This window comes from Streptomyces sp. A0592 (assembly GCF_004795115.1).
GTDB lineage: Bacteria > Actinomycetota > Actinomycetes > Streptomycetales > Streptomycetaceae > Streptomyces > Streptomyces erythrochromogenes.
The window spans coordinates 67862-86513 of sequence record NZ_SSBM01000012.1; the positions used below are offsets into that span (position 1 = coordinate 67862).

Annotated in this window: 16 protein-coding genes; 8 read left to right on the forward strand and 8 right to left on the reverse strand. The window is 73.2% G+C overall.

The window, feature by feature from the left end:
• Nucleotides 1-69: 69 nt before the first annotated feature.
• Genes E6U81_RS18940 through E6U81_RS18955 form a run of 4 tightly spaced genes read left to right on the forward strand, consistent with a single transcriptional unit; the run spans nt 70 to nt 4290 of the window.
• Nucleotides 70-2712, forward strand: coding sequence for an ATP-binding protein (locus E6U81_RS18940; protein ID WP_136231278.1), 2643 nt, complete (start codon nt 70-72; stop codon nt 2710-2712).
• Nucleotides 2712-3155, forward strand: coding sequence for a roadblock/LC7 domain-containing protein (locus E6U81_RS18945; RefSeq protein WP_136231279.1), 444 nt, complete (start codon nt 2712-2714; stop codon nt 3153-3155). The genes E6U81_RS18940 and E6U81_RS18945 overlap by 1 nt, the downstream gene beginning before the upstream one ends.
• A gap of 17 nt (nt 3156-3172) precedes the next feature.
• Entirely contained in the window at nt 3173-3556 is a 384-nt protein-coding gene (locus E6U81_RS18950) for a DUF742 domain-containing protein (RefSeq protein WP_136231280.1), read from the forward strand.
• Complete coding sequence (locus tag E6U81_RS18955) at nt 3556-4290, forward strand: ATP/GTP-binding protein (protein WP_240803899.1); 735 nt, start codon at nt 3556-3558, stop codon at nt 4288-4290. The genes E6U81_RS18950 and E6U81_RS18955 overlap by 1 nt, the downstream gene beginning before the upstream one ends.
• A gap of 23 nt (nt 4291-4313) precedes the next feature.
• On the opposite strand, the gene E6U81_RS18960 is transcribed toward E6U81_RS18955, so the two are convergent.
• Entirely contained in the window at nt 4314-4751 is a 438-nt protein-coding gene (locus tag E6U81_RS18960; protein ID WP_136231281.1) for a PPOX class F420-dependent oxidoreductase, read from the reverse strand.
• Nucleotides 4752-4857: 106 nt separating this feature from the next.
• Between E6U81_RS18960 and E6U81_RS18965 the strand changes: the two genes are divergently transcribed.
• Together E6U81_RS18965 and E6U81_RS18970 are read left to right on the forward strand one after the other, a co-directional pair.
• A complete protein-coding gene (locus E6U81_RS18965; protein WP_030657457.1) occupies nt 4858-5256 on the forward strand; it encodes a roadblock/LC7 domain-containing protein in 399 nt (132 codons plus the stop codon).
• 113 nt (nt 5257-5369) lie between these two features.
• Nucleotides 5370-6230 (forward strand): DUF6397 family protein, encoded by an 861-nt coding sequence (locus tag E6U81_RS18970; RefSeq protein ID WP_136231282.1) that lies wholly within the window; start codon nt 5370-5372, stop codon nt 6228-6230.
• Here E6U81_RS18970 and E6U81_RS18975 read toward each other — a convergent pair.
• Genes E6U81_RS18975 through E6U81_RS18985 form a run of 3 tightly spaced genes read right to left on the reverse strand, consistent with a single transcriptional unit; the run spans nt 6194 to nt 10102 of the window.
• Nucleotides 6194-6595 (reverse strand): YchJ family metal-binding protein, encoded by a 402-nt coding sequence (locus E6U81_RS18975; RefSeq protein ID WP_136231283.1) that lies wholly within the window; start codon nt 6593-6595, stop codon nt 6194-6196. The genes E6U81_RS18970 and E6U81_RS18975 overlap by 37 nt on opposite strands.
• 8 nt (nt 6596-6603) lie before the next feature.
• Nucleotides 6604-7527, reverse strand: a complete 924-nt coding sequence (locus tag E6U81_RS18980) for an acyl-CoA thioesterase II (RefSeq protein WP_136231284.1) — start codon at nt 7525-7527, stop codon at nt 6604-6606.
• A gap of 52 nt (nt 7528-7579) precedes the next feature.
• Nucleotides 7580-10102 carry a DEAD/DEAH box helicase gene (locus E6U81_RS18985; protein ID WP_136231285.1) on the reverse strand — a complete coding sequence of 841 codons (2523 nt, stop codon included), beginning with the start codon at nt 10100-10102 and terminating at the stop codon, nt 7580-7582.
• Between the two features lie 142 nt (nt 10103-10244).
• Between E6U81_RS18985 and E6U81_RS18990 the strand changes: the two genes are divergently transcribed.
• Nucleotides 10245-11036: a metal-dependent hydrolase gene (locus E6U81_RS18990; protein WP_031156654.1), complete on the forward strand. Its 792-nt coding sequence runs from the start codon at nt 10245-10247 to the stop codon at nt 11034-11036.
• Nucleotides 11037-11257: 221 nt separating this feature from the next.
• Here E6U81_RS18990 and E6U81_RS41090 read toward each other — a convergent pair whose 3' ends face one another.
• Complete coding sequence (locus tag E6U81_RS41090) at nt 11258-11491, reverse strand: hypothetical protein (RefSeq protein ID WP_240803900.1); 234 nt, start codon at nt 11489-11491, stop codon at nt 11258-11260.
• Between the two features lie 60 nt (nt 11492-11551).
• Here E6U81_RS41090 and E6U81_RS41095 point away from each other — a divergent pair, with 60 nt between their 5' ends.
• Nucleotides 11552-11860, forward strand: coding sequence for a hypothetical protein (locus E6U81_RS41095; RefSeq protein ID WP_240803901.1), 309 nt, complete (start codon nt 11552-11554; stop codon nt 11858-11860).
• A gap of 19 nt (nt 11861-11879) precedes the next feature.
• On the opposite strand, the gene E6U81_RS19000 is transcribed toward E6U81_RS41095, so the two are convergent.
• The 3 genes from E6U81_RS19000 to E6U81_RS19010 all read right to left on the reverse strand — a co-directional run bounded on the left by E6U81_RS19000 (nt 11880) and on the right by E6U81_RS19010 (nt 18646).
• The gene (locus E6U81_RS19000; RefSeq protein ID WP_136231286.1) at nt 11880-13661 is read right to left on the reverse strand and encodes an ABC transporter ATP-binding protein; all 1782 of its coding nucleotides are present in this window, start codon (nt 13659-13661) and stop codon (nt 11880-11882) included.
• A complete protein-coding gene (locus E6U81_RS19005; protein ID WP_136231287.1) occupies nt 13658-15553 on the reverse strand; it encodes an ABC transporter ATP-binding protein in 1896 nt (631 codons plus the stop codon). The genes E6U81_RS19000 and E6U81_RS19005 overlap by 4 nt, the downstream gene beginning before the upstream one ends.
• Before the next feature lie 159 nt (nt 15554-15712).
• The gene (locus E6U81_RS19010; RefSeq protein ID WP_136231288.1) at nt 15713-18646 is read right to left on the reverse strand and encodes an FAD-binding and (Fe-S)-binding domain-containing protein; all 2934 of its coding nucleotides are present in this window, start codon (nt 18644-18646) and stop codon (nt 15713-15715) included.
• Nucleotides 18647-18652: the final 6 nt, after the last annotated feature.

Here is an 18652-nt window from a genome sequence, read left to right on the forward strand (position 1 = left end):
CCCGACCGCATTCGCCGATCCACCCGTCGACCGACCGAACCCGTAGGCACCGCCCGGAACGAGGAGCCCATGCGAACACCCCGCAAACGACCGGAATCAGCGGCGCCGCGGCTGCCCGCGACCCCGGCACGCGGCCGCCGGGCCCACGCCGGGCCACCGGCCGAGGAACCGGCACAGGGCCGTGCCCGGCAGCAGCCGCACCGGGCGGACGGCACCGGCCCGGACGGCACCCGCCCGCCCGGCCCCGCCGTCCCGCGCGAGCGCGGCCCCCGGCTGCGGCTGCGCCCCGCCACCGTCCGCGCGAAGATCGTCTCCCTGCTGATGGTGCCGGTCGTCTCGCTCCTCGCGCTCTGGGCCTTCGCCACCGTCAACACCGCCCAGGACATAGCCCGGCTGGCGCGGGTCCAGCAGGTCGACTCCGAGATACGCGCCCCCGTCGCCGCCGCTGTCACCGAGCTCCAGGCCGAACGGCGCGCAGCCGTCCGCCTCCTGGCCGACCCCGCCGCCGACGCGGGCGCCCTCGACCAGCAGGCCCGCCGCACCGACAGCGCCGTCCGCAGCCTGCGGCTGGGCGACCGCCACACCGTCGCCGACTCCGGCGGCTACCGCTCGGACACCGTGGTCCGGCTGGACGCGTTCGTCGTCGCCGCCGAGGCGCTGGGATCGGCACGCAAGGACATCACCGACCGCCGTGCCACCCCCGAGGCCGCCTTCGCGATCTACACCCGGGTGGTCGACGCCGCATTCGCCGTGAGCGGCTCCCTCTCGGGGGGCGAGAACGCCGAACTCGGCCCCGACGCGCGGGTCCTGCTCGAATTCGCCCGCGCCGCGGAACTCCTGTCGCGCGAGGACGCCCTCCTCGCCCTGCCGGGCCAGCGCAGCGCCGAAACCATTCGGCAGCTGACCGGCGCCATCGAGTCCCGCCGCGCGCTCACCGAGGCCGCGGCCCGCGACCTGCCCGCCGCCCAGCAGGACGCCTGGCAGTCCGTCGCCAAGAGCGCCGCCTACGCCGACCTCACCGGCGCCGAGGACCGCGCACTGGCCGCCGGCACCTCCCGGGACGCCCGCGGGGCGCCCGCCGGATGGGAGACCGCCCACAGCGGCATCAGCACCGCGATGCGCGAGATCGAGGAGGCCGCGCACACCGCGGCCGCGGACCGGGCCGACCCCGTCGCCGAGGGGGCGTTCAGCCCGGCGGGCGCCGCCGTACTGCTGGGCCTGGCGGCCGTCGCCGCCTCCCTCGTCATCTCCGTCCGGATCGGCCGGGTCCTGGTCGTCGAACTGGTCTCGCTGCGCAACACCGCCCTGGAGATCGCCCACCGCAAACTCCCCCACGCGATGGAGCGGTTGCGGGCCGGAGAGGAGATCGACGTCGCCGCCGAGACCCCCGCCGGCCCGCCCGCCGACGACGAGATCACCCAGGTCGGCGAGGCGCTGGGCACCGTCCACCGGGCCGCGCTCAGCGCCGCCGTCGAGCGGGCAGAGCTCGCCAGCGGCGTCTCCGGCGTCTTCGTCAACCTCGCCCGCCGCAGCCAGGTCCTCGTGCACAAGCAGCTCACCCTGCTCGACTCGATGGAACGGCGCGCCGACGACCCGAACGAGCTCGGCGACCTCTTCCGCCTCGACCACCTGACCACCCGGATGCGCCGGCACGCGGAGAGCCTGATCATCCTCTCGGGCGCGGCCCCCGGCCGGGCCTGGCGGATGCCGGTCCCGCTCACCAACGTGGTCCGGGCCGCCGTCTCGGAGATCGAGGACTACCCGCGCGTCGAGGTGCGCCAGCTCGCCGAGGCCGCGGTGGTCGGCGGAGCCGTCGCCGACCTCACCCACCTCCTCGCCGAACTCATCGAGAACGCCGCCCAGTTCTCCCCTCCGCACACCAAGGTCAGGGTCAGCGGCGAACCGGTCGGCACCGGCTACGTCCTGGAGGTCGAGGACCGCGGGCTGGGCATGGGCCGCGAGGCCCTGGGCGACGCCAACCGGCGCATCGAGCAGTCCGAGGACCTCGACCTCTTCGACAGCGACCGGCTCGGCCTGTTCGTGGTCAGCCGCCTCTCGGCCCGCCACGGCGTGAAGGTGCACCTGCGCACGTCGCCCTACGGCGGCACCACCGCCGTGGTGCTCCTGCCCCACTCCATGCTCCAGGGGGCCGTCACCGCCGGGGACCCGGCCGCCGGACCCCTCGATGCGGGCCCGGGCCCCGGGCCCCGGGAGGAGCAGCCGGCCGTCCCGGTCCGGTCCGCCGCTTCGTCGCCCGTGCCGTCGCGGCAACCGGCCGCGGCCGCGCAGCAGCCCCCCACCGTGACGGTCGTACGGGACGACGCGCGAGGCCCGGCCGCCGTACGGGACGACGTGCGCGGCATCCCGGCCCGGGACGCGGCCTCCGCGGCGGGCGAGGAACCGCGTCCGGCACCTGTGGCACCCCTGCGGCCGCGCGCCGCCGGCGGCGCGGGCACCCGTACGGAAGCCGCCGCTCCCTCCTCGGCCCCGGCCTCGGTCACGGAACTGCCGCGCCGGGTGCGCCAGGCCAGCCTCGTCCCGCAGCTCCGGGAGGCCCCCGCGCCCCAGGAGCCGGCCGGTGTCCGACTGCCCGAGGACCCACCGGGGCGCAGCCCGGAGGAGGCCCGGGACCGGATGGCGGCCTACCGGGCGGGATGGGTCCGCGGCGCCGAGGAGAACTCCCCCCACGCAGGCAGCGAAGGAGAAGTGTGATGATCGAACACCAGAGGGTCGGCCACGACGGCATCCGCAGGTCGGGGGAGCTCGACTGGCTCCTGGACGACCTGGTGCACCGGGTCGTCGAGGTCCGGCACGCCGTGGTCCTCTCCAACGACGGCCTGGCGGTCGGAGCCTCCAGCGCGCTCAGCCGGGAGGACGCCGAGCACTTGGCGGCGGTGGCCTCCGGGTTCCACAGCCTGGCCAAGGGCGCGGGCCGGCACTTCCACGCCGGGGGCGTGCGCCAGACGCTGGTCGAGATGGACGAGGGCTTCCTCTTCGTCGCGGCGGCCGGCGACGGCTCCTGTCTGGCCGTGCTCAGTGCCGCCGGCGCCGATATCGGCCTGATCGCCTATGAGATGGCCCGGCTGGTGAAGCGGGTCGGCGAGCACCTCTACACCCCGCCCCGGTTCGCGGCGCGGCCGCCGGCCGCCGGCTGAGGGCGGCGGTCCGGCACATGAACGGCCAGTGGTACGACGCCGAAGCGGGCCCGCTCGTCCGCCCGTACGCCATGACCGGGGGGCGTACCAAGCCGGGGCCGCACGGGGTCCGCTTCGACCTGATCGCCCTGGTCGCGGTGGATCCGCAGGGCGGCGCGGACGCGGCGGCCGAGTCGCTGCTCGGCCCCGAGCACCGGGCACTGCTGGGGCTCTGCCGGTCCGAGACCCAGTCGGTGGCGGAACTCGCCGCCGACGCCGACCTGCCCGTGGGAGTCGTGCGGGTACTCCTCGGGGACCTGCTGGAGGGCGGGCACGTCAAGGTCAGCCGCCCGGTACCGCCCGCCCAATTGCCGGACGAGCGGATTCTGCGTGAAGTCATCGAGGGATTGAGAGCGCTTTGATGGGACACCACGACAACCGAACCTTCGGATCCGCCGGTACTTCCGGTTCTGCCGGACGGGCCGGCGACGCCGACACCGATGTGGAGGCCGACGTGGAGGCCGACGCTCCGGACGCGGAGCCGGGAACGGTGGAGGAGGACGGCGAACTGGCCGCGCTCGCACTGAAGATCCTCGTGGCGGGCGGTTTCGGGGTGGGCAAGACCACGCTGGTCGGCGCGGTGAGCGAGATCCGGCCGCTGCGTACCGAGGAGCAGCTGAGCGAGGCGGGTGAACTGGTCGACGACACGGGCGGCGTGGCCCAGAAGACGACCACGACCGTGGCCATGGACTTCGGGCGGATCACCATCCGGTCCGGGCTGTCCCTCTACCTGTTCGGCACACCGGGGCAGGACCGGTTCTGGTTCCTGTGGGACGAGCTGTCCACGGGGGCGCTGGGTGCGGTGGTGCTCGCCGACACGCGGCGGCTGGAGGACTGCTTCCCCGCGGTCGACTATTTCGAGCACCGGCGCATCCCGTTCGTGGTGGCCGTCAACTGCTTCACGGAGGCGCGGCGGTACGGGGCGCACGACGTCTCGCGCGCACTTGACCTGGAGCAGGGGACGCCGGTGGTGCTGTGCGACGCCAGGGACAAGGACTCGGGGAAGGAAGTGCTGATCAGGCTGGTCGAGTACGCCGGGCGGGTGCACACCGCCCGGCTGCTGGACTCGGTGGGGCCGCAGGCCGGTTCCGTGTGAGCCGGGACTGTTGCGGGGGTGGGTCAGTCGGACACTCCGGCGACGGCGAGCACCTTGTCGATCGGGACGCGCACCAGGAGCTCGCCGGGGACGGCGTTGCGGCGGCCGAACGCCTCGGCCTGCGCCTCGCCCATGTAGCGGGCGGCGATGCGGGTCGCCCAGGTGAGCATCTCGTCCGCGCCGTCGGCGTGTTCGCTGATCTCCGCGCGGCCCTGGAGGACGACGTAGGAGAAGGGCGGCCGGTCGTCGTCCACGCAGAGTGCGACGCGGCCGTCCCTGGCCAGATTGCGCCCCTTGACCGTGTCCTTACCGGTGTTGAAGACGAAGGAATCGCCGTCGAGTACGAACCAGATGGGGGCGACGTGCGGACTTCCGTCCTCACGGACCGTGGAGAGCTTGCCGGTGCGGGTGGAATGGGAGACGAATGCCCGCCATTCCTCTTGAGTCATCTTCTTCGCCATGGGCACATCCTCCTTGCCCGAAAGGCGCTGGTGGGGAAGGCTTGCGGCACGACTACGCGGGGTGGGGCGCGGCCGAGCGGGCCGCGTCAACGGGGAGGGGCTTGGAATGGCACTGGACAAGCAACTGGACTGGCTGCTGGACGACCTGACACGCAGGGTCCCACAGGTGCGGCACGCGGTGGTCCTGTCCAATGACGGCCTGGTGACGGGGGCGAGCGCGGGGCTGCCGAGGGAGGACGCGGAACACCTGGCGGCCGTCGCGGCCGGGCTGCAGAGCCTGGCGAAGGGCTCGGGTCGGCACTTCAGGGCCGGCGAGGTCCGGCAGACGATGGTCGAGTACGACGACGGGGCTCTCTTCGTCATGGCGGCGGGCGCGGGCAGTTCCCTGTGCGTGCTGAGTGCGGCCGAGGCGGACATCGGGCAGGTCGCGTACGAGATGACGCTGCTGGTCAACCGGGTGGGCGAGCACCTGGGAGTGGCGGAGCGACGCATCACCGGCGGCTGAGCGCGCGGTCGCGCGGGGCGGGTGGTGGAGGTTGTCCACAGCCCTCGCGAGTGGCGTTGCAGCGAGTTACGGTCTTCACACAGAGTAATCATTGCTCGTGGGGGAGGACCGTGATGACGCAGATGGTGACCGCGCCGCCGCAGGACAGGGCCGCGCACGAGGGGGACAAGGCAGCCGTACGTGCCACCCGGGCCGCCGACGGCGCCGCCGGGGCGCTGATGGGCAGCGCGCAGGCCGCCGGGGAACTGGGCTTGACCCGTGGCGAGTTGGCCAGGGCCGTCCAGCTGGGGATCGTACGGGCCGGGCCGCCGACGGCCGGTGGGGCCGCGCGCTTCACGCGGGCGGAGCTGGCGAGGGTGCGGGCCGAAGCCGCCGACCGGCCGGACGCCCTGCGCCGACAGGTCGAAACGGTGGCCGGGGCCCAGGCGGCGGCCGAGGTGCTGGGGGTGGGCCCGAGCAGGTTCACCCGGCTCGCGCGCTGCGGACACCTCACGCCCGTCGGCTACCGGATCAACCGCTACCGCGCCGTCGTGTGGCTCTATCTGGCTGCGGAGCTGAGGGAGTTCGCCGACCGGGAGCCCCGGATGCTGCGGGGGACGGCGTCCGCCGAGGACCGGGAACTATTGGCGGCCAGGGGGGACCTGCGCCCGCGCACCTGGCGCGGACGGCACGTGGGGCACCTGCTCGGACGGACCGCCGATCCATGGGCGCGCGCGGCCGTACTGGCCGGCGTACTCCCCGAGGGCGAGCTGTGCGAGGCCGTGCCCGATCCGGCGGAGCGGATCGTCCTGGCCGCGCTCGCCCCGCCCCCGCCGTACGGGCATCCGCAGGTCCCCGCCGCCGCGGCGGTGGCGGAGGGGCTGTTGCGGGCCGGCCCGCCGGACGAGGTCCACTGGTACCGCACCAGCCTGGAGTTCGCCCTGACGGGTGCCCGGGGTCAGTCGAAGTCGACGGGGGAGAGGGGGCCGACGTAGACCCATGCCCCGGCCTCGCGGGCGAAGCTGCTGTGCTCGTGCAGTGAGCCGGTGTGCCGGCCCTCGCGGTAGTGCGCGCGGAACTCCACCGCGCCCTCCGTCTCGAACATCCCGCCGCGTTCCGTGGCGAGGATCTCCAGTCGCTCCCAGCGCTGCCCCGGATCCAGGTCGAGGACGGCCGGGCGCGTCGAGGGGTGCCAGGAGCGCAGCAGATAGGCGGTGTCACCGACGGCGAACGCACTGAAGCGGGAGCGCATCAGAAGCTCGGCGGTGGGGGCCTGCCGTTCACCGGAGTGGAAGCGGCCGCAGCACTCCGGATAGACGGCGGACAGCCCGCAGGGGCACGGCATGGCGGGGGTGGACATGGGTCTGCTCAGTTCCTCGGTGCGTGATCGGACGGTCGGCCCGACTGGTCCGGGCGCGGCGGCTTGGCCGGGTACGGGCGGAAGAGGCCTTCCTGGACCACGGAGACCAGCAGCCTGCCCTCCAGGTCGTAGATGCGGCCCCGGGCCAGGCCGCGGCCGCCGTGCGCGATGGGTGACTCCTGGTCGTACAGGAACCACTCGTCCGCCCGGAACGGCCGGTGGAACCACATGGCGTGGTCGAGCGAGGCCATGTCGAAACCGCGCATGCCCCACAGGGGTTCCACGGGGATGCGCACGGCGTCGAGGAGGGTCATGTCACTGGCGTAGGTGAGGGCGCAGGTGTGCACGAGCGGGTCGTCGCCCAGCGGGCCGACGGCGCGCATCCACACCGCGCTGCGCGGATCGGCGCCCTCCAGTTCCTCGGGGGTCCAGCGGAGCCGGTTCACGTAGCGGATGTCGAAGGGCTGGCGGCGGGCCATCCGCTCCAGTGCCTCCGGCAGCTCCCCGAGGTGCTCGCGGATCTCGTCCGCGACCTTGGGGAGCGTGTCGGGATGGGGGCAGTGATGAGGAGGCAGCTGGTGCTCGATGCTGCCGTCCTCCGGATGATGGAAGGAGGCGGTGAGATTGAAGATCGTCTTGCCCTGCTGGACCGCGGTGACCCGGCGCGTGGTGAAGGACCGCCCGTCGCGCACCCGCTCCACCTGGTACACGATCGGCACCCCGGGGATGCCGGGGCGCAGGAAGTACGCGTGCAGCGAGTGGACCGGGCGGTCGCTCTCGACGGTGCGGCCCGCGGCCACCAGCGCCTGGCCGGCGACCTGGCCGCCGAAGACGCGCTGGAGGGACTCCTGCGGGCTGGCGCCGCGGAAGATGTTGACCTCGATCTGCTCCAGGTCGAGCAGATCGACCAGTCTCTCGGCGGGGTTCGTCATCAGAGGATCTCCACTGTCGGGTCCGGGCGGTCCGGCGGCGTGCCGGATCAGGTCACAAGGCGCCGAGTTCGCCGACCGAGGTGACCCGGACGACCGCCCGGCCCTCCTCGTCGGACGCGGCCAGGTCGACCTCGGCGCTGATGCCCCAGCCATGGTCGCCGCCCGGGTCGGCGAAGGTCTGGCGGACGCGCCACAGGCCGTGCGCGGGATCCTCCTCGATCTGGAGGAGCTTCGGGCCGCGGGCGTCGGGGCCGGTGCCCAGGTCGTCGTACTCGTCCCAGTACGCGTCCATGGCCTCGCCCCAGGCGTCGGCGTCCCAGCCCGACTCGGCGTCCAGCTCGCCCAGCGCGTCGACGTTGTCCAGGGCGGCCAGCTCCACCCGGCGGAACATGGCGTTGCGGACCAGGACGCGGAAGGCGCGCGCGTTCGCGGTGACCGGCTTGACCTGGTCGGCCTTCTCCTGGGCCTGCTCCGCCGTCTCCACCTCCGGGTTCGCCAGCTGCTCCCACTCGTCGAGCAGGCTCGAGTCGACCTGGCGGACCAGCTCGCCCAGCCAGGCGATCAGGTCCTCGAGGTCCTCGGACTTGAGGTCGTCGGGGATGGTGTGGTCCAGCGCCTTGAACGCACTGGCCAGGTAGCGCAGCACGATGCCCTCGGTGCGGGCCAGTTCGTAGAAGGAGGTGAACTCGGTGAAGGTCATCGCGCGTTCGTACATGTCGCGGATGATCGACTTCGGGGAGACGGGGTGGTCGCGCACCCACGGGTGGCTCTTCGCGTACACGTCGTAGGCGTGGGAGAGGAGCTCTTCCAGCGGCTTGGGATAGGTGACGTCCTGGAGCCGCTCCATCCGCTCCTCGTACTCGATCCCGTCGGCCTTCATCTGGCCGACCGCGATGCCGCGCTCCTTGTTCTGCTGGGCGGCCAGGATCTGGCGCGGGTCGTCGAGCGTGGACTCCACGACGGACACCATGTCCAGCGCGTAGGAGGGGGACTCGGGGTCCAGCAGGTCGAAGGAGGCCAGCGCGAAGGTGGACAGCGGCTGGTTGAGCGCGAAGTCCTGCTGGAGGTCGACGGTGAGCCGGATGGTGCGGCCCTCGGCGTCCGGGGTGTCGAGCTTCTCCACGACGCCGCCGTCCAGCAGCGAGCGGTAGATCGCGATGGCCCGCCGGATGTGCCGCAGCTGGGCCTTGCGCGGCTCGTGGTTGTCCTCCAGGAGGTGGCGCATCGCCTGGAAGGCGTCGCCGGGCCGGGCGATCACCGACAGCAGCATGATGTTGGTGACCTTGAACCGAGAGGTCAGCGGCTCCGGGTCGGCGGCGATGAGCTTCTCGAAGGTGGTGTCCGACCAGGCGACGAAGCCCTCGGGCGCCTTCTTGCGGACCACCTTGCGGCGCTTCTTCGGGTCGTCGCCCGCCTTCGCGAGGGCCTTCTCGTTCTCGATGACGTGCTCGGGCGCCTGGGCGACCACGAAGCCCGCCGTGTCGAAGCCGGCCCGTCCGGCCCGTCCGGCGATCTGGTGGAACTCGCGGGCGCGCAGCGTGCGGACCCGGTTGCCGTCGTACTTGGTGAGCGCCGTGAACAGCACCGTGCGGATCGGGACGTTGACGCCGACCCCGAGCGTGTCCGTACCGCAGATGACCTTCAGCAGACCGGCCTGCGCGAGCTTCTCCACCAGGCGCCGGTACTTGGGCAGCATGCCGGCGTGGTGCACGCCGATGCCGTGCCGCACGTAGCGCGAGAGGTTCTGGCCGAACTTCGTGGTGAACCGGAAGTTGCCGATCAGCTCCTGGATCTTGTCCTTCTCCTCGCGGGTGCACATGTTGATGCTCATCAGCGACTGCGCCCGCTCGACCGCCTGGGCCTGCGTGAAGTGCACGATGTAGACGGGAGCCTGCCGGGTCTCCAGCAGCTCGGTGATCGTGTCGGTGATCGGCGTGGTGACGTACTCGTAGGACAGCGGGACGGGCCGGCTCGCGGAGCGGACCACCGAGGTGGGCCGACCGGTGCGCCGGGTCAGGTCCTCCTCGAACCGCTTCACGTCGCCGAGCGTCGCCGACATCAGGACGAACTGCGCCTGCGGCAGCTCCAGCAGCGGGATCTGCCACGCCCAGCCGCGGTCCGGCTCGGCATAGAAGTGGAACTCGTCCATCACGACCTGGCCGATGTCGGCGTGCTTGCCGTCGCGCAGGGCGATGGAGGCCAGCACCTCGGCGGTGCAGCAGATCACCGGCGCGTCCGCGTTCACCGAGGCGTCGCCGGTCAGCATGCCGACGTTCTCGGTGCCGAAGAGCTTGCACAGGTCGAAGAACTTCTCCGACACCAGCGCCTTGATCGGGGCGGTGTAGAAGGTCACCTTGTCCTGGGCCAGCGCGGTGAAGTGCGCACCGGCAGCGACCAGGCTCTTGCCGGAGCCCGTCGGGGTGGACAGGATCACGTTCGCCCCGGAGACGACCTCGATCAGCGCCTCCTCCTGAGCCGGGTACAGGGTGATGCCCTGGTCCTCCGCCCACGAGGAGAAAGCCTCGAAGAGGGCGTCGGGGTCGGCGGTCGGCGGGAGCTGATCAATGAGGGTCACGCCCCCATCTTGCCTGGCTTCCCCCCGGATCAGGGAACCGGAGGACGGAAGGAAGATCACCGACTGTACGCTGTGCCGTCGATGCGGCCCGAGCGAACCGGTCAACAGGGCCCGACACACACCAGCGGGGCGGGGAACGACCATGATGGGTCCGGCGCACTCACTGTCCGGGGCGGCGGCCTGGCTGGGGGTGGGCGCGGCCACTGCCGCCGCCGGCCACCCCATGCCCTGGCCGGTCCTCGTCGTCGGCGCTCTGATCTGCGCAGGCGCCGCACTCGCCCCGGACCTCGACCACAAGTCGGCGACGATCTCCCGCGCCTTCGGTCCGCTGTCCAAAGGCCTGTGCGAGGTGGTCGACAAGATCTCCTACGCCGTCTACAAGGCCACCCGCTCCACGAAGGACGCCCGCCGCTCCGGCGGCCACCGCACCCTGACGCACACCTGGCTCTGGGCCGTGCTGATCGGCGGCGGAGCCTCCGCGCTCGCCGTGACCGCCGACCGCTGGGGCGTGCTCGCGCTGCTCTTCGTGCACCTGGTGCTCGCGGTCGAGGGCCTCCTTTGGCGGGCCGCCCGGATGTCCAGCGACGTCCTGGTCTGGCTGCTCGGCGCAACCAGTGCGTGGATCATGGCCGGAGTGCTCGACCAGCCCGGAAACGGGGCGAACTGGCTGTTCACCGAGCCGGGGCAGGAGTACCTCTGGCTCGGCCTGCCCATCGTGCTCGGGGCCCTGGTCCACGACATCGGCGACGCGCTGACGGTCTCCGGCTGCCCGGTCCTGTGGCCCCTGCCGATCGCCGGGAAGCGCTGGTACCCGATCGGCCCGCCGAAGGCCCTGCGCTTCCGTGCCGGCAGCTGGGTGGAGCTGAAGGTCCTCATGCCCGTCTTCATCCTGCTGGGCGGCTTCGGAGGCGCCTCGGCCCTCGGCTTCATCTAGGTCGTCTCTTTCGGATCTTGTCGGTCGGGCCCGCGTCGTCCGGTGCCGTGGCCGGCAGGGCGGAGGGGCGCCCGTGTACTGGACGTACTCGGGCGCCTCGACAACGCGGCCGGGTGCGGTGCCGGGCGGCGCGGGCCCGGCAAGATCCGGAAGAGACGGCCTAGACCGGGCCCGGCGGGTGCCCGGCGAGCAGGGCGGTCCCCCGACCGGACGATGCCGCCCTAGCCAGGGCGGATGTCCGGTACGCACCACCTCTGGCCGCAGGCTCCGTCCTCCGAGACCGACTGGCTGACGGAACGCTGCGGTGACGGCACGACCGGCTTCCCGGGGGCCTCTCCCACCACGAACTGCGGCAGGCGGCCCTCGCCGCGGGTGCCATCGAGCCCGCCCGCCTCGGGAACATCGACCTCGAAATCGGCACCGCCACCGGCGGCGGTCTCGGACGCGCCGAGCATCCCGGACCGTCCTACCGCCGACTGCGATGGGCCGAGCTCGCCGCCCGGTGCGGTGACCCGATGGTCCCCGACGGGAAGTACCCGTCCTTGCGGTGCTTCCCGTCCGCGCGGCTGGACGACAGCCGGCCCGTCGGCATCGAGCCGCCCACGGAGGGCAGCCTCGACCGCCCGACATGGGACCGGCTCGTCGACGTGCTCGTGGCACACAGCACGCAGGGCCCCTCCAACCTGTGGTCCGAGGACCGCTCGTGGATCCTGTGCACCGACTACGACCTGTGGGCCACCGAGGTCGTCGGCCCCGAGCACCTGGTCGAAGCACTGCTCCGTGACCCGGTGATCGAGGCCGTACGCCTTCCCCGGACCAGCTGACGGACCCGCCGCCGCGGGATCAGCCGTGCCAGGAGCGCCACAGGGCCGCGTACGCCCCGTCCGCCGCCACCAGCTCGTCGTGCGAGCCGAGTTCGCTGATCCGGCCGGCCTCGACCACGGCGATCACGTCCGCGTCGTGGGCCGTGTGGAGCCGGTGGGCGATGGCGATGACCGTGCGGCCGTCCAGCACCCGGGCCAGGGAGCGTTCCAGATGCCGCGCGGCCCGGGGGTCCAGCAGCGAGGTGGCCTCGTCCAGCACCAGCGTGTGCGGGTCCGCCAGCACCAGCCGGGCCAGCGCCACCTGCTGCGCCTGCGCCGGGGTGAGCGCCGTGGCGCCGGAGCCGACCTCGGTGTCCAGGCCGTCCGCGAGGGACCGGGCCCAGCCGTCCGCGTCCACCGCGCCCAGCGCCGCCCACAGCTCGGCGTCCTCGGCGCCCGTCCGCGCGAGCCGGAGGTTGTCGCGCAGCGATCCCACGAACACGTGGTGCTCCTGGTTGACCAGGGCCACGTGCTCACGCACCCGCTCCGCCGGCATCCGCGACAGCCGGGCCCCGCCGAGGGTGACCTCGCCGGTGCGAGGCCCGTAGATGCCGGCGAGCAGCCGCCCCAGGGTGGACTTGCCCGCGCCCGAGGGGCCGACGAGCGCCATCCTGGTGCCGGGCGGCACCGACATGGACACCTTGTGCAGGACGTCGACGCCCTCCTTGTAGCCGAAGCGGACATCCTCCGCCCGCACGTCCCGGCCGTCGGGCGCGACCTTCGCGTCACCGGCGTCCGGTTCGATCTCCCGCACCCCCACCAGGCGGCCCAGCGACACCTGGGCGACCTGCAGCTCGTCGTACCAGCGCAGGATGAGGCCGATCGGATCGATCAGCATCTGTGCGAGCAGCGCGCCCGTGGTCAGCTGACCCACCGACATCCAGCCCTGCAGCACGCAGTAGCCGCCGATCAGCAGCACCGAGCCGAGAATCGTCACGAAGGTGACGTTGATGACGGGGAAGAGGACCGTCCGCAGGAACAGCGTGTACCGCTCCCACGCCGTCCACTCCTTGATCCGCCGCTCCGACTTGGCGATCCGCTCCGGACCCAGCCGGTGCGCCTCGACCGTGCGGCCCGCGTCCACCGTCTCGGTGAGCACGGCGGCGACCGCGGCGTAGCCCGCCGCCTCCGAGCGGTACGCCGAGGGCGCCCGCCGGAAGTACCAGCGGCAGCCGATCACCAGGACCGGCAGCGCGACCAGCGCGGCCAGCGCCAGCGGCGGCGCGGTCACCGCGAGGGCGCCGAACAGCAGCCCCGCCCAGACCACGCCGATGGCCAGCTGCGGCACGGCCTCGCGCATCGCGTTGGCCAGCCGGTCGATGTCGGTGGTGATCCGCGACAGCAGGTCACCGGTCCCGGCGCGTTCCAGCACGCCCGGCGGCAGCCCCACCGACCGCACCAGGAAGTCCTCGCGCAGATCGGCGAGCATCTCCTCGCCCAGCATCGCCCCGCGCAGCCGTACCAGCCGCACGAAGCAGGTCTGCACGGCGAGCGCCAGCGCGAACAACACCGCCATCCGCTCCAGTTGCAGCTCGCGCGCACCCGCCGCGAGCTCGTCCACGACCCGGCCCAGCAGGTACGGGCCGACCATGGAGGCGATCACCGCGACCGCGTTGACGCCCACCAGCACCAGGAAGGCCCGCCGGTGGCGCCGGAACAGGTCGCGCACATAGCCCCGTACGGTCGCCGGCGTGCCCACGGGCAGCGTCGCGGCCGTCTCGGGGGCCGCCGGATCGTACTCCGGCGGCGCCACGCCGATCATGCGGATTCCTCGATCTCTGTGAGTACTTCTTCCAGCTCTGGCATGGCGAGTCCGGCGAGCCGCTGCTCCTCGTCCGTCTCGCGGGTGACGACCGCCCGGTAGAGCGGCTCGCGGTGCAGCAGCTCGCGGTGGGTCCCGACGGCCGCCACGGCGCCGTCGTCGATGAGCACGACCCGTTCCGCGCGGTCCAGCAGCAGCGGCGAGGACGCCAGTACGACGGTGGTGCGCCCGGCGCGCAGGTCCGCGATCCCGTCCGCGATCCGTGCCTCGGTGTGCGAGTCGACCGCGGAGGTCGGCTCGTCGAGCACGAGCACCTCCGGGTCGGTGACCAGGGACCGGGCCAGCGCGAGCCGCTGGCGCTGGCCGCCGGACAGCGACCGGCCGCGCTCGGTGATCCGGGCGTCCATCGGGTCGTCGACCCCGTCCGGCGCCGACTGCAGCAGCGCGTCCAGTACGTCCGCGCACTGGGCGGAGGCGAGAGCGGCGCCCGGGTCGACGGCCCCGGAGGCCGGTACGTCGAACAGCTCGCGCAGGGTGCCCGACAGCAGCACCGGGTCCTTGTCCTGTACGAGGACCAGCCTGCGGGCGGTGTCCAGTGCGAGGTCGTCCAGCGCGACCCCGCCGAGGAGCACCGAAGGACCGTCCTTGGCCTCCCGCCCGCTGTCCCGGACCCGCTTGCCGTCCCGGTCCCCGTCGCCGTTCCGGTCCGCGTCCCCTTCCTCCATGGCGTGGCCGCCGAGGCGTTCCGCCAGCCGGCCCGCCAGGTCCGGGTCCCCGCATACGACGGCGGTGAACCGGCCGGCGGGTGCCAGCAGCCCGGTCCGCGGGTCGTACAGGTCCCCGCCCGCGGGCGGCTCCGCCACCGGTCCGGTCTGCTCGGGCCGCTCCGCGGCGTCCGTCCGGGTCAGCGACAGCACCCGTGCCGCCCGCTGGGCGGAGGGGCGCGAGAAGGAGTAGGCCATGGCGATCTCCTCGAAGTGGCGCAGGGGGTAGAGGAGCGTCGCCACCGCGCTGAAGGCCGCGACGAGTTCACCCACCGCGATGCGCCCGTCCAGGGCCAGGGAGGCGCCGTACCAGACGACCGTGATCAGCAGCAGGCCCGGGAGCACCACCTGGATCGCGGAGATCAGCGCCCACATCCGGGCACTGCGCACCGCGGCCTTGCGGACCTCCTGCGAAGCCTCGCGGTACCGGCCGAGGAACAGCTCCTCGCCGCCGATGCCGCGCAGCACGCGCAGGCCCGCGACGGTGTCCGAGGCCAGCTCGGTCGCCCTGCCCGCCTTCTCCCGCTGGATGTCGGCGCGCCGGGTGGCCCGCGGCAGCAGCGGCAGCGAGGCCAGGGCGACCACCGGCACGCCGACGGACACGACCACGCCCAGTTCGGGTGCGTAGAACATCAGGCCCACGCAGACGAGGACGATGGAGAAGACGGCGGCGAGGAAGCGGGAGACCGCCTCGACGAACCATCCGATCTTCTCCACGTCGCCGGTGGACACCGCGACGACCTCACCCGCGGCGACCCGGCGGGTCAGGGCGGAGCCCAGCTCGGCGGTCTTGCGGGCGAGGAGTTGCTGCACGCGGGCGGCGGCGGTGATCCAGTTGGTGACGGCGGTGCGGTGGAGCATGGCGTCGCCGACCGAGATGGCGACGCCGATCAGGACGAGCAGTCCGCCGACGAGCAGCAGGCGGCTCGCCTCGCGGTCCACGACCGCGTCGATGCCCAGGCCCACGGCGTACGGGAGTCCGGCGACGCCGCCGAAGTGCAGCATGCCCCAGCACAGGCTCTTGAGCTGTCCGCCGAGCTGACCACGCCCCAGCCACAGGAGGAAACGGGGGCCGGAACGAGCGTCTGGCACCCCCGGATCCGGATACGGAAGATCGCTGATCTGCATGACGCCCCATGACTGGTCGAGTGGTCCAAACCGTGCAAGGTTCGCCTTCCGGGCCGGGGGCGGGCAATTGATTTTCCGTCCCTTCGGGTCCCGGCGAGAGAGGCTTTCGTACGCGGAGCTCCTCCGGTGCCTGGTCGCGGGGGCCGCGCACACCGGCGCTCACGGGCGGGTGGCGCGCTCCAGTTCGACGAGGACCGAGTGGTAACTGCGGCCGGTGGCCCGGTCCATGCCCACTTCGCACATCCGGTTCGCCGACAGATGGGCGTCGAAGGACCGCGCGGTCACCTCCGCGGCCTCCCGCGCCGTCGCCGCGGCCGTCAGCTCCGGGTGCAGCATGCCCCGGTCGCCCGCGAAGGCGCAGCAGCCGGCGTCGTCCGGGACCACCACCTCGTCGGCGCAGGCCTCGGCGACCGTCCGCAGCTGCGGTACGTCGCCCAGGTGCAGCATCGAGCAGGTGGGGTGCAGGACGGCCGAGCCCACCGTGCGCCGGACCTCCAGGTGCGCCAGCAGCTCCTGCGCGGCCCACACGACCGAGTCGACGATCCGCAGCTCCTCGTGCAGGGAGCGGTTGTCCGGCGTGAGGTACGGGACCACCTCGCGGGCGATGCCCAGGGTGCAGGAAGAGGCGTCGACGACCAGCGGCAGCCGCCCGCCGGCCGTCCAGCCCCAGGCCGCCTCGACGATCCGGTTGGCCATCACCCGGTTCCCCTCCTCGTAGCCCTTGGAGTGCCAGATCGTCGCGCAGCAGGTGCCGGTCACGTCGCGGGGGATCCAGACCGGCTTGCCGGCCCGCTGCGACACGGCCACGAGGGCCTGCGGCAGCGACGGACCGGGGCGGCCCTCCGGGCCGCCGAAGATCCGGTTGACGCAGGCCGGGTAGTAGACGGCCGCGGCGCCCGAGCGCCGTGTGACGGGCAGTCTCCCGGCGGCGCCCGGGATCTGCGGCAGCCACCGCGGCACCAGGTCCGGTCGTACGGCCTTGCGCGCGGCCCCGGTGGCCGCCTCCAGCAGCCGGTCCCCGACCCGGTCGGGGATCCGGCCGGCGAGGGCGACGGCTGTCCGGGCGGCGGCTTCGACGGCGCGGAAGCGCCGGGCGGCCAGCGCCGCGGCGGCCTCCTCGCGCGCACCGTGGCGGCGGTGGCGGAAGTCCCTCATCAGCGCTCCGGTGTCGATCCCCACCGGGCAGGCGAGCCGGCAGGTGGAATCCCCCGCGCAGGTGTCCACCGCGTCGTAGCCGTAGGCACTGAGCAGTCCGTCCAGCAGGGGCGACCCCGGCTGCTGGCGGACCATCTCGCGGCGCAGCACGATGCGCTGGCGCGGAGTGGTCGTCAGGTCCTCGCTCGGGCAGGTCGGTTCGCAGAACCCGCACTCGATGCACGGGTCCGCCACCGCCTCCACCTGCGGAATCGTCTTCAGGCCGCGCAGATGGGCCTGCGGGTCGCGGTCGAGGAGGATCCGCGGGGCGAGCACCCCGGCCGGATCGACGAGCCGTTTGGTGCGCCACATCAGGTCGGCGGCCCCGGGGCCCCATTCCAGTTCCAGGAAGGGGGCCATGTTGCGGCCGGTCGAGTGCTCGGCCTTCAGGGAGCCGTCGAAGCGTTCCACGGTGAGCCGGCAGAAGGCCTCCATGAAGGCCCCGTACCGCGCGACGTCGGCCGGGTCGGCGGCGTCGAAGGCGAGCAGGAAGTGCAGGTTCCCGTGGGCGGCGTGGCCGGCGACCGCGGCGTCGAATCCGTGCTCCGCCTGGAGTTCGAGGAGGGCCGCGCACGCTTCGGCCAGCCGGGACGGCGGAACCGCGAAGTCCTCGGTGATCAGGGTGGTGCCGCGGGCGCGGGCACCGCCGACGGCGGTGACGAAGGCCTTGCGGGCCTTCCAGTAGCCGCTGATGGTCCCCGGGTCGCTGGTGAAGCGGTTGGTGATCGAGGGCACGGGGGCGATCAGGTCGAGCCCTTCGAGGGCCGTTGCCGCGCGGCGTGCGCAGGCCTCGCGGCCGGCCGCGTCCGGAGCCCGGAACTCCACGAGCAGGGCCGTGGTCGTCCCCGGCAGTCCGGCCCAGTCGGCGGGCACCCCCTCGACGCTGACCGAGGCCCGCAGGGTGTTCGCGTCCATCAGCTCGACGGCGAGTGCGCCCGCCTCGTTGAAGCGGGGAACGGCCGCGGCCGCGGCGGGCAGGGAGGGGAAGAAGAGCAGGGCGGTCCACAGTTCGCGGTCCAGCGGCAGGGTGTCGAAGACGACCTCGGAGATGAAGCCGAGGGTGCCCTCCGAGCCGACCATCAGCCCCCGCAGGATCTCGACGGGGGTGTTGCCGTCCAGGTAGGCGTCGAGCCGGTAGCCGGTGGTGTTCTTGATCTCGTACTTGGCGCGGATCCGGGCGGTCAGCGCGGGATCGGCCTCGATCTCCCGCTTGATCGCCATCAGTCCGCGGCACAGGGCCGGTTCGGCGCGCGCCAGTTCCTCGTCGGCCAGCGGGTCGGCCGTGTCCACGACGGTGCCGCCGGGCAGGACGAAGGTGAGGGAGGACAGCGTGCGGTAGGAGTTCCGCGTGGTGCCCGCCGTCATCCCGGAGGCGTTGTTGGCGACGACCCCGCCGACGGTGCAGGCGATGGCGCTGGCCGGGTCGGGGCCGAGGATCCGGCCGTGCCGGGCCAGCGCGGCATTGGCCCGCAGCACGGTGGTGCCGGGCCGGATGCGGGCCCGCCGGCCCTCCTCCAGGACCTCGACGCCGGCCCAGTGGCGGCGTACGTCGACCAGGATGTCCTCGCCCTGGGCCTGGCCGTTGAGCGAGGTCCCGGCGGCGCGGAAGACGACCTCGCGCTGCCGGCCGTGGGCGTAGGAGAGGACTGCGGAGACGTCGTCGAGGTCCTCGGCGATCACCACGACCTGGGGCACGAAGCGGTAGGGCGAGGCGTCGGAGGCGTAGCGGACCAGGTCGGAGACCTTCCCCAGCACCTTCTCGGCCCCCAGCAGCTCGGTCAGCTCGGTGCGCAGGGGTTCCGGTGTGCCGCCGACCCGGTGCGGGGGGACCCGGTCGGGTGAGGGGCCGCTGATGCTGCGTGGGCGCAGGGCCCCCGCCTTCGGTTCCAGCAGCGGCATGTGCGA

Excerpts from the sequence above, each read along its gene's own strand:
- E6U81_RS18940 (WP_136231278.1), top strand. The coding sequence starts at position 70 with ATGCGAACACCCCGCAAACGACCGGAATCAGCGGCGCCGCGGCTGCCC.
- E6U81_RS18945 (WP_136231279.1), top strand. The coding sequence starts at position 2,712 with ATGATCGAACACCAGAGGGTCGGCCACGACGGCATCCGCAGGTCGGGG.
- E6U81_RS18950 (WP_136231280.1), top strand. The coding sequence starts at position 3,173 with ATGAACGGCCAGTGGTACGACGCCGAAGCGGGCCCGCTCGTCCGCCCG.
- E6U81_RS18955 (WP_240803899.1), top strand. The coding sequence starts at position 3,556 with ATGGGACACCACGACAACCGAACCTTCGGATCCGCCGGTACTTCCGGT.
- E6U81_RS18960 (WP_136231281.1), bottom strand. The coding sequence starts at position 4,751 with ATGGCGAAGAAGATGACTCAAGAGGAATGGCGGGCATTCGTCTCCCAT.
- E6U81_RS18965 (WP_030657457.1), top strand. The coding sequence starts at position 4,858 with ATGGCACTGGACAAGCAACTGGACTGGCTGCTGGACGACCTGACACGC.
- E6U81_RS18970 (WP_136231282.1), top strand. The coding sequence starts at position 5,370 with ATGACGCAGATGGTGACCGCGCCGCCGCAGGACAGGGCCGCGCACGAG.
- E6U81_RS18975 (WP_136231283.1), bottom strand. The coding sequence starts at position 6,595 with ATGTCCACCCCCGCCATGCCGTGCCCCTGCGGGCTGTCCGCCGTCTAT.
- E6U81_RS18980 (WP_136231284.1), bottom strand. The coding sequence starts at position 7,527 with ATGACGAACCCCGCCGAGAGACTGGTCGATCTGCTCGACCTGGAGCAG.
- E6U81_RS18990 (WP_031156654.1), top strand. The coding sequence starts at position 10,245 with ATGATGGGTCCGGCGCACTCACTGTCCGGGGCGGCGGCCTGGCTGGGG.
- E6U81_RS41090 (WP_240803900.1), bottom strand. The coding sequence starts at position 11,491 with ATGCTCGGCGCGTCCGAGACCGCCGCCGGTGGCGGTGCCGATTTCGAG.
- E6U81_RS41095 (WP_240803901.1), top strand. The coding sequence starts at position 11,552 with ATGGTCCCCGACGGGAAGTACCCGTCCTTGCGGTGCTTCCCGTCCGCG.
- E6U81_RS19000 (WP_136231286.1), bottom strand. The coding sequence starts at position 13,661 with ATGATCGGCGTGGCGCCGCCGGAGTACGATCCGGCGGCCCCCGAGACG.
- E6U81_RS19005 (WP_136231287.1), bottom strand. The coding sequence starts at position 15,553 with ATGCAGATCAGCGATCTTCCGTATCCGGATCCGGGGGTGCCAGACGCT.
- E6U81_RS19010 (WP_136231288.1), bottom strand. The coding sequence starts at position 18,646 with ATGCCGCTGCTGGAACCGAAGGCGGGGGCCCTGCGCCCACGCAGCATC.